At 72.1% G+C, this 9,144-nt stretch carries 11 protein-coding genes; 3 read left to right on the top strand and 8 right to left on the bottom strand.

Annotated elements, in window-relative coordinates:
- Nucleotides 1-43: 43 nt before the first annotated feature.
- The 3 genes from ABZ193_RS42355 to ABZ193_RS42345 form a co-directional block, all read right to left on the bottom strand.
- Complete coding sequence (locus tag ABZ193_RS42355; RefSeq protein WP_354714431.1) at nt 44-232, bottom strand: transposase; 189 nt, start codon at nt 230-232, stop codon at nt 44-46.
- Between the two features lie 276 nt (nt 233-508).
- Entirely contained in the window at nt 509-1,933 is a 1,425-nt protein-coding gene (locus tag ABZ193_RS42350) for an ATP-binding protein (RefSeq protein WP_354714429.1), read from the bottom strand.
- The gene (locus tag ABZ193_RS42345) at nt 1,930-3,588 is read right to left on the bottom strand and encodes an FAD-dependent oxidoreductase (RefSeq protein ID WP_354714427.1); all 1,659 of its coding nucleotides are present in this window, start codon (nt 3,586-3,588) and stop codon (nt 1,930-1,932) included. Before ABZ193_RS42345 ends, ABZ193_RS42350 begins: the two co-directional genes overlap by 4 nt.
- Nucleotides 3,589-3,732: 144 nt before the next feature.
- Here ABZ193_RS42345 and ABZ193_RS42340 point away from each other — a divergent pair, with 144 nt between their 5' ends.
- Together ABZ193_RS42340 and ABZ193_RS42335 are read left to right on the top strand one after the other, a co-directional pair.
- Nucleotides 3,733-4,668 carry a TauD/TfdA family dioxygenase gene (locus ABZ193_RS42340; RefSeq protein WP_354714425.1) on the top strand — a complete coding sequence of 312 codons (936 nt, stop codon included), beginning with the start codon at nt 3,733-3,735 and terminating at the stop codon, nt 4,666-4,668.
- Nucleotides 4,669-4,684: 16 nt separating this feature from the next.
- Complete coding sequence (locus tag ABZ193_RS42335) at nt 4,685-5,119, top strand: limonene-1,2-epoxide hydrolase family protein (protein ID WP_354714423.1); 435 nt, start codon at nt 4,685-4,687, stop codon at nt 5,117-5,119.
- Here ABZ193_RS42335 and ABZ193_RS42330 read toward each other — a convergent pair.
- Genes ABZ193_RS42330 through ABZ193_RS42310 form a run of 5 tightly spaced genes read right to left on the bottom strand, consistent with a single transcriptional unit; the run spans nt 5,014 to nt 7,596 of the window.
- Nucleotides 5,014-5,772 (bottom strand): cytochrome c oxidase assembly protein, encoded by a 759-nt coding sequence (locus ABZ193_RS42330; protein WP_354714422.1) that lies wholly within the window; start codon nt 5,770-5,772, stop codon nt 5,014-5,016. The genes ABZ193_RS42335 and ABZ193_RS42330 overlap by 106 nt on opposite strands.
- Nucleotides 5,765-6,214 (bottom strand): DUF2243 domain-containing protein, encoded by a 450-nt coding sequence (locus tag ABZ193_RS42325; RefSeq protein ID WP_354714420.1) that lies wholly within the window; start codon nt 6,212-6,214, stop codon nt 5,765-5,767. The genes ABZ193_RS42330 and ABZ193_RS42325 overlap by 8 nt, the downstream gene beginning before the upstream one ends.
- 43 nt (nt 6,215-6,257) lie before the next feature.
- Complete coding sequence (trxA, locus tag ABZ193_RS42320) at nt 6,258-6,599, bottom strand: thioredoxin (RefSeq protein ID WP_020423348.1); 342 nt, start codon at nt 6,597-6,599, stop codon at nt 6,258-6,260.
- Nucleotides 6,596-6,994, bottom strand: coding sequence for a MerR family transcriptional regulator (locus ABZ193_RS42315; RefSeq protein WP_020423349.1), 399 nt, complete (start codon nt 6,992-6,994; stop codon nt 6,596-6,598). Before ABZ193_RS42315 ends, trxA begins: the two co-directional genes overlap by 4 nt.
- Before the next feature lie 29 nt (nt 6,995-7,023).
- The gene (locus tag ABZ193_RS42310) at nt 7,024-7,596 is read right to left on the bottom strand and encodes a DinB family protein (RefSeq protein WP_354714418.1); all 573 of its coding nucleotides are present in this window, start codon (nt 7,594-7,596) and stop codon (nt 7,024-7,026) included.
- Between the two features lie 58 nt (nt 7,597-7,654).
- Here ABZ193_RS42310 and dinB point away from each other — a divergent pair, with 58 nt between their 5' ends.
- Nucleotides 7,655-8,845, top strand: coding sequence for a DNA polymerase IV (dinB, locus tag ABZ193_RS42305; RefSeq protein ID WP_157358867.1), 1,191 nt, complete (start codon nt 7,655-7,657; stop codon nt 8,843-8,845).
- The last annotated feature ends 299 nt before the right edge of the window (nt 8,846-9,144 follow it).

The following is a 9,144-nucleotide window of genomic DNA, read 5'->3' as shown; positions in this document are numbered from 1 at the left end:
GATCTTGGTGGTCCAGCCGCCGCGGGAGCGGCCGATGGCGTGGTCAAGCGGCTCGATCCCGGGTTTCGTGTAGTTCGATCCAGCCCCCTGTGTGGTAGATGATCCCCTCCACCATCGCCCGCGCATCCGAAAACGGACGCCCCGGCCTCCCCGTCCGCGTCGGCAACAAGTCCTCGATCAACGCCCACTGCTCATCCGAGAGCATCGGAAACCGCGACACGACCAGCAGCATCCCAGCCACCAACCGCGATCTTTGTCAGACGCACCCTAGCCGCGGCAGCCGGTGGAATGCGGCACCTGACACACGGCGCCGATCGAGCCCGGAGCCCGGAGCACGACGGGGCACATGCGCTGACCGCCCCGGTTCGCTTGCGCGATCGAAGTCGGGCAGGCGCGTCAGTGGTGCCGCCCGCGCGGCACCCTCTCGTTCAGACGTGGTGGCCGATGCGCCGACCTGTCCCCCGGACGGCGGTGCCGCTCCGCCGCTGAGGGCGGAGCGGCACCCCCGTCACTCGGAGGCTTGTTCCGTCGTCGGGAGGTAGACGCGGAAACGGGTGTCGCCGGGTTCGGACTCGACTCGCAGGTCTCCTCGGTGGCGGTCCACCACGATGCGCCACGAGATGTCCAGCCCGAGGCCCGTGCCCTCCCCCACCGGCTTCGTCGTGAAGAACGGCTCGAAGATCCGCTGCTTGGTCTCCGCCGAGATGCCGGGGCCGGTGTCGCCGATCTCGACCACCACCCGGTCACCGTCGCGGCTGGTGCGCAGCGTCAGCGTGCCCGTGCCCTCCATGGCGCTGACCGCGTTGTCGATGATGTTCGTCCACACCTGGTTCAGCTCGCCCGCGTACGCGGGCACCGTCGGCAGCGACCGGTCGTACTCCTTGACGACCTTGACCCCGGTGCCGATCTTGCCCGCCAGCATCACCAGCGTCGAATCCAGGCCGTCGTGCACGTCGATCCACTGGTGCGGCGCCCGGTCCATCTGCGAGTACTGCTTCGCCGCCCCGACCAGCGCCGAGATCCGGGTCGTCGAGTCCTCGATCTCCCCCATCAGCATCTCGGTCTCCAGCGCGTACGCCAGCCACCGCAGGGCGCCGTCCAGCAGGCCGTCGCCGACGGACTCCAGGACGTGGTCGAGGCTCTCGGCGGACAGGCCGGCCGCGACGAAGATCGGGGCCAGGTCCCAGCCCTGCTCGATGTCGCGCTCCTTGAGCCAGTCGCCGATCTCGTCCTCGCGGTCGGCCTGCTGCATCGCCGTCAGCGGCGGCGCGTCGGCCACCTGCTTGACCAGCCGCTCCTGCACGTCGAGCAACAGCTCCAGCAGATCGGGCTCGATGTCCCGCTTCGCCAGTATCGCCAGCTTGTGCCGCATCCCGGCGACCCGCTCGCGCAGCGCCGCGGTGGCGCGCACCGCGGCGGCCGCCGGGTTGTTCAGCTCGTGGGTCAGCCCCGCCGACATCTCGCCGAGCGCGAGCAGCCGCCGCCGCTGCCCGATCAGCGCGTCGGTGTTGCGCCAGCCCAGGTACGAACCCTCCAGCAGGTGCGTGGCCATCGGGAACCAGCTGCGGAACTGGTCGGCGAACTCCTTGGCGGGCAACGTCAGGAACATCAGGTCGGTGACCGCGTACACCGAGGCGCCGTAGCGCTGCTGCTGTTGCCCGTAGAAGAACTGCGTCGCCCCGCAGTAGGCGCCGCGCTGGTCGGAGCGGACGGTCTCCACCTCGCTGCCGCCCACCAGCCGCGTCATCCGCAGCGCGCCGGACAGCAGCACGTAGAAGCACGTCGCCGGATCGCCCTCGTTGAGGATCGCGGTGTCCGCGGCGTACTGCTCGAGCTTGGCGTGGTCGAGGATCCAGTCGAGCTGGGCGTCCGACAGATCGGTGAACAGGAACAACTCCCGCAGGAACTCGCGGGTCAGCTGCGGCTCGCTCATCGTGCCTCCAGGTAGCGGTGCACGAGCGAGACGGCCATCGCGCCCTCGCCGACGGCCGAGGCGACGCGCTTGACCGACTGCGAGCGGACGTCCCCGGCCACGAACACACCCGGGATGGACGACTCCAGGTGGTGCGGGTCCCGATCGGGGGTCCACCCCGGCGGTCGTTTGCCGTCGACCATCAGGTCGGCGCCCGTGCACACGAAACCGTGCTCGTCGCGCAGCACGTCGTCACCCAGCCACTCGGTGCGCGGCGCCGCGCCGATGAACACGAACAGGCGCCCGGTCTGCACCGTCTCGGTGATCCCCTGCTCCTCGTCGCACAGGGTCAGCTCTTCGAGGTGGTCGGTGCCGTGCGCGCGCACCACCGTGGTGCGGGTGCGGACGTGGATGTTGCCGATCGCCTCGATCTGCTCGATGAGGTAGTGCGACATGGACGCCTGCAGCGACGGCCCGCGCACCAGGATCGAGACTTCCTTGGCGTAGCGGGAGAAGAACACCGCGGCCTGCCCGGCGGAGTTGGCTCCACCGACGATGTAGACGTGCTCGCCCTCGCACTCGGGCGCCTCGGTGGCGGCCGAGCCGTAGAACACGCCGCGGCCGGTCAGCTCGGCCACGCCCTCGGCCTCCAGCGCCCGGTAGGACACGCCGGTGGCGAGGACGACGGCGTGCGCCGCGATCTCGCTGCCGTCGCCGAACCGCACCACCCGCGCCGAGCCGCGGGCCTCCAGGCCGGTCACGTCGCGCGCGGTCAGCACCTCCGCGCCGAACTTCTGGGCCTGGCGGCGGGCCCGGTCGGTCAGCTGCGCCCCGGACACCCCGTCCGGGAAGCCGAGGTAGTTCTCGATCCGGGAGCTCTGCCCGGCCTGTCCGCCGGTGGCCCGGCGCTCGACCAGGACCGTGCGCAGCCCTTCGGAGGCGCCGTAGACGGCCGCGCCGAGCCCGGCGGGACCGCCGCCGATCACGACCAGGTCGTAGAACTCCGAAGCCGGTCGGGTCGACAGCCCGACGGCGTCGGCGATCTGCTCGCCGTCCGGCTTGCGCAGCACCGTCCCGTCGGGGGTGATCAGCACCGGGATGTCCGCCGAGACGCAGCCGGCGGCTTCGAGCAGGCGGCAGGCCTCCGGCTCCTCGACGGAGTACCACCGGTAGGGCACGGAGTTGCGGGCCAGGAAGTCCCGCACCTTGTACGACGGCGAGGACCAGCGGTGCCCGATCACCTTCGTCTCCTCGACCGGCCGGTCCCCGGCCGCGCGCCACGCGTCCACCAGCGCGTCGACCACCGGGTACAGCTTCTCCTCCGGCGGGTCCCACGGCTTGAGGAGGTAGTGGTCGACGTCGACGACGTTGATCGCCTGGATCGCCGCGTCGGTGTCGGCGTACGCGGTCAGCAGGGCGCGCCGGGCGTACGGGAACAGGTCCATCGCCTGCTCCAGGAAGGTGATGCCGTCCATCTGCGGCATGCGGTAGTCGGCGAGGATGGCCGCGACGGCGTCGCCGCGCAGCTTGATCTCGCGCAGGGCTTCGAGCGCGTCCGCCCCGGAGGCGGCGCGCACGACGCGGTAGTCCTGGCCGTAACGACGGCGGAGGTCACGGGCGACCGACCGGGACACGGCCGGGTCGTCGTCGACGGTCATGAGGATGGGCAGGCTCACGACGCAAACCCTACGGCCTGGCAGCGTTCCAGGGTCAGAACTTTCCCGCACGAGGAGACCACATACTGGACGCACCTTGCCGCCCGCGGCCCTTCGCGGTGATCATCGGAACCCGTCCACGACCGCTGCGGGAGGTCCGTGAAAATGTCCGTCGAGCTGCCCGAACGCGTCCGAGCCCTGCGCTCCGCCGAGGTTCCGCCGGACGGCATTCTGGAGGGGCCGCGGCACTTCTCGCGGCTTCACGAAGATGCACAGTCGCGCGAGTACGAGATGTTCACCTCGCGCCCGCTGGGACGCGTGATCGGCGCCGAGATCACCGGCGTGGACCTCAGCAGGCCCCTCACCCCGCGGCTGCGCGACGAGCTGAACCGCGCGCTGCTGGAGTGGAAGGTGCTGTTCTTCCGCGACCAGCGCATCACCCCGGAGCAGCAGCGGGCGTTCGCGCGCAACTGGGGCCCGCTGGAGACCAACCCGTTCCTGCCTGCCGGGGACTGCGACGAGGTCACCCGGTTCGCACGCGGCGCGGGGATGCCGGGTTTCGAGAACATCTGGCACGCCGACACGACCTGGCGCCCGGAGCCGGCGCTCGGCTCGGTCCTGCGACTGGTCGAGGTGCCGCCGCTGGGCGGGGACACCCTGTGGGCCGACATGGCCGCGGCCTACGACAACCTGCCCGCCGATGTCCGCGACCGGATCGACGGCCTGCGCGCGGTGCACGACTTCGTGCCCGGCTTCGCCCGCTTCGCCGACCACGACCTGCTGGCCCGATGGCAGAACCGCTTCCCGCCGGTCGAGCACCCGGTCGTGCGCGTGCACCCGGAGACCGGCCGGAAGACGCTGTTCGTCAACCAGGCCTTCACCACGCACATCGTCGGCATGGACCGCGCGGAGAGCGACCGCCTGCTGCGGCTGCTGTTCGCGCAGGCGCACGTGCCGGAGTACCAGGTGCGGTTCTCGTGGCGCCCGGACACGGTCGCGTTCTGGGACAACCGCGCGACGCAGCACTACGCGGTCAACGACTACCACCCGCACGCGCGGATCGCGGAGCGCGTCGCGATCGCCGGTGATCGTCCGTTCTGACCGTTAGCCTGGGGCCATGGCGGACCCGAAGAGCACGGTCACCTCGTTCCTGACGGCCCTCGAACGCGACGACGTCGAAGGGGCGCTGACCTTCGCCGCCCCGGAGATGGTGTACCAGAACGTCCCGCTGCCCCCGGCGCGTGGCGTCGCGGTCGTGGAGAAGCAGCTGCGCCTGCTCAGCCGCTACCGCATCGGCTTCGAGGCGCGCGTGCACCACATCGCCGCCGACGGCCCGATCGTGCTGACCGAGCGGACCGACGTGCTGCGCGTGGGGTCGTGGGACACGCGGTTCTGGGTGTGCGGCACGTTCGAGGTGCGCGACGGCCGGATCGTGCTGTGGCGGGACTACTTCGACTGGGCGACCGTGCTCGCCTCGAGCGTGCGCGGCGCCGGGAGGGCCGCCGTCACCGGGGTGTCGACGCTGGTCGCCCGCGCGCGCCTGCGGGACTGACGCCGGTACCACTGCAGGCAGATCACCAGCGCGAGCGCGATTTCGACGGCGTCCCCGCCGTAGTACAGGACCTGCGCCCCGGCGTGGAAGCCGTCCGCGTACAGGGTCTTGGCGAGGATGCCGTGCGCCGCGCCGGCCAGCACGAGCGTCGCGCCGCGCAACACCAGGCCGTGGCGGTGGCGCACCGGCTCCACCTGGCAGATCGCGGCGGTGAACAGCAGTCCCGCGGCGAACACGTGCGCCTGCACCCACGGCTGGTGCGCCTGCGCGATCAGCGGTGTCCGGTACAGCAGCCACAGCCCGCCGACGTCGAGCACCGCCGCGACCGGCGGGAACACCAGCACCGCGACCGGCCACGAGCGCAGCACCCGCACCAGCGCGCGGCGGCCACGCCAGGCCCGCGACGCGAGCGTGACCGGCCTGCCCAGCACCAGCAGCAGCGGGCCGGCCATGCCGACCACGAGGTGCTGCGCCATGTGGGCGGTGAACGTGTGCGCCGGGAACGGCAGCGTCACGACGACCGCGAGCGCGCCCGCCGTGAACGAGATGGTGCGCCACCGCGGCCACGGACTGCGCGCCGCGCACAGGTAACCCACCAGCGCGATGGCCACCGCCAGTGCGATCGGCCAGGTGCCGGTGGCGTGGTCAGGCACGCGCGCGCTCCCGCGCCAGCAGCACCACGCCCGCCGCCAGCAACAGCACCGCGATCACGTTCCACGCCCAGTCGTAGGGCACGAGGTCGACGTGGTAGCGGATCTGGTGCAGGGTCAGCAGCTTGTGCTGGATCGTCCCGTCGTAGAGCTGGAACGCGCCTGCCCCGGTGAGGATCCCGCCCAGCAGCGCGCGGCCGGACAGCGCCGCGCGCCGCCGCAGGTCGGCCACCAGCACCAGGCCGAGCACGGTGGCGAACCAGCCGAACGCGTGGAACAGCCCGTCGGACACCAGCCCGGCGTCCGAAGTGGACTTGTCGTAGAAGTGGTGCCAGTGCAGCAACTGGTGGAACACCGTCCCGTCGACGAACGCCGCGATCCCGACGCCGATCGCGGCGCCCGCCCAGGCCGAACGCGCCCGGGCCGGACGCTCCCGTGCCGCCATACCGTCGCACCTCCGGGGTAGCGGCTACCCTGAGGTGCGCGGGTTATGCGTTCAGTGCCGCGTCGAGTTCGGCGAGCAACCGGGCCTTCGGCCGGGCGCCCACCCACTGCGCCACCCGCTCGCCGTCACGGAACAGCACGAGCGTGGGCAGCGACATCACTTGCAGGTCGCGCGCGGTGCGCGGGTTCTCGTCGGAGTTGATCTTGCGGATGGTCAGCTCGCCCGCGCGCTCGGCGGCGATCTCGGCGAGCACCGGCGCGATCATGTGGCACGGCGGGCACCACTGCGCCCAGAAGTCGACCAGCACGGGCCCGTCGTGGCGCAGCACCTCCGCCTCGAAGGTCTCGTCGGTCACGGCGAGCACGGCGCCGGTGGTGGTGGTCATCGGGACTCCTCGAAGGACGTGGTGACCCGGCACGGGCCGGGCTCTCGGTCGAGCGCTTCGGTGAGCTTGGCGCGCAGGTCGTCGCGCACGGCCTGCAGCCGGTCCAGGCAGGCCTCGACCTCGGCGAGCTTGCGCTCGTACACCTCGATCGAGTCGGCGCACGAGTCCCCGGTCTCGTGGCCTGCCCGCAGGCACTCCACGAACGGGCGGGTGTCGTCGAGGCTGAACCCGACCGCCTGGAGCGTCTGGATCTCGCGGACGAGCCGGAAGTCGTCCTCGCCGTACTCGCGGTAGCCGTTGGCCGCGCGCCGCGCGGACAGCAGCCCCTGTGACTCGTAGAACCGCAGCGCGCGCGTGGTCGTCCCGGCCCGCTGCGCCAGCTCCCCGATTCGCATGTGATCGAGCGTAAAGGTTGCCGCTGACGTCAAGGCAAGGATTCGCGCGCGACCCGTTCCAGGCGCTCCCGGTAGTCCGCCCACCACTGCGCGTCGGCGTCCGGCAGGTTGCCGGTGTCGCGGCGCATCCCGGCGGCGCCGTCGACGAGCTCGCGGATGATGTCCGCGTGCCCGGCGTGGCGGGAGGTCTCGGCGATCATGTGCACGAGGACCCGGTGCAGCGTGACCGGCTCGCGACCGGGGATGTGCCCGACGGCGTCCAGCGCGAGCGCGCGGATCGTGGCGTCGGCGTGCGCCCAGGCCTGGCGGTAGAGCGCGACGATCTCGGCGGTGGACTCGTCCGCGCGCGCCCACATGTCGGTGTTGGGTTCGTCGTCGGCGAGCCAGGGCAGCTCGCGGCCGAACGGGCGTCCGAAGGTGGCCCCGAAGTACCCGAGCTCGCAACCGATCAGGTGCTTGACCAGGCCGAGCAGGTTGGTGCCTGTCGGCGTCATCGGGCGGCGCAGGTCGTACTCGGAGAGGCCGTCGAGCTTCCAGAGCATCACCTCGCGCGCCTGCTGGAGGTACCGGTGCAGATCGTCCTTCGGATCGTTCTCGGTCATGCGGACAGCCTCCCACCGGAGACCGGAAAATGTCGGTGGCGGGTGCGAACATGTGTTCGTGACGAACGAGGGCCCGATCCTGCACGCCGACCTGGACGCGTTCTACGCGTCGGTCGAGCAGCGTGACGACCCGTCGTTGCGCGGGCGGCCGGTGATCGTCGGTGGCGGGGTGGTGCTGGCGGCGAGTTACGAGGCGAAGGCGCGCGGGGTGCGCACGGCGATGGGGTGCGCGCAGGCGCTGCGGCTGTGCCCGGCGGCGGTCGTGGTGCCGCCCCGGATGGCGGCCTACAGCGCGGCGAGCAAGGCGGTGTTCGCGGTGTTCGAGGACACCACGCCGCTGGTGGAAGGGCTCTCGATCGACGAGGCGTTCCTCGACGTCGGCGGGCTGGCCAGGATTTCCGGCTCGCCCAGCCGGATCGCGGCCGATCTGCGCCGGGCCGTGGCGGAGCGGGTCGGGCTGCCGATCACGGTCGGGGTGGCGCGCACGAAGTTCCTCGCGAAGGTCGCCAGCGGGGTGGCGAAGCCGGACGGGCTGCTGGTCGTGCCGCACGACCGTGAGCTGGAGTTCCTGCACCCGCTGCCGGTCGAGCGGTTGTGGGGCGTGGGGAAGGTGACGGCGGAGAAGCTGCACGCGCGCGGCATCCGGACGGTGGGTCAGGTCGCCGAGCGGGGTGAGGCGGAACTGGTGGCGCTGCTCGGGCGGGCCGGCGGGCGGCACCTGTTCGCGCTGGCGCACAACCGGGACCCGCGCCCGGTGGTCGTCGGACGGCGGCGGCGGTCGATCGGGGCGCAGCGGGCGCTGGGGCGGCGGGCGCGGTCGCCGGACGAGCTGGACGAGATCCTGGCCGCGCTGACGGACCGGCTGGCGCGGCGGTTGCGGGCCGCGCACCGGGTGTGCCGGACGGTGGTGCTGCGGATGCGGTTCGCCGACTACACCCGCGCGACGCGGTCGCAGACGGTGCCGCACCCGACGGCGCACACCGAGGACGTGCTGGCCACCGCGCGGGGCCTGCTGGCCGCGGCGATGCCGATGATCCGCGAGCGGGGGATCACCCTGATCGGCCTCGCACTGTCCAACCTGGACAACGACACGCCGCTGCAACTGGAGCTGCCCTTCGGCGAACACCAGCCCGACGCGCTCGACGCCGCACTCGACCAAGTCCGCGACCGCTACGGGTCCAAGGCGGTGACCCGGGCGATGCTCCTCGGCCGCGACGACGGCCCGACGGTGCCCCTGCTGCCCGACTAGTGACCGTCCGATCACGACACGTGGCCGGTGTTGGCGGTGGAGCGGAGGGGCATGGCCGTTGTTGGTGGCGGAGGCATGCCCGGAGGCTGGCGGCGGAGGGCAATGGCCGGTGGTGGCGGTGGGGCGGAGGCGCATGCCCGGGGGTTGGTGGTGGAGGGCAATGGCCGGGCGGTGGCGGTGGAGCGGAGGCACATGCCCGGCGGTTGGCGGCGGAGGGGCATCGCCGGGCGGTGGCGATGGAGCGGAGGCACATGCCCCGAGGCTGGCGGTGTAGGGGCATGGCCCGGCGGCGGCGGTGG

Origin of the sequence: Amycolatopsis sp. NPDC006125 (genome assembly GCF_040614195.1) — a bacterium.
In the GTDB taxonomy this organism is placed as follows: Bacteria; Actinomycetota; Actinomycetes; order Mycobacteriales; family Pseudonocardiaceae; genus Amycolatopsis_E; species Amycolatopsis_E tucumanensis.
Note: the sequence above shows the minus strand (reverse complement) of the source record. Positions and strands in the feature narration are given on the sequence as shown.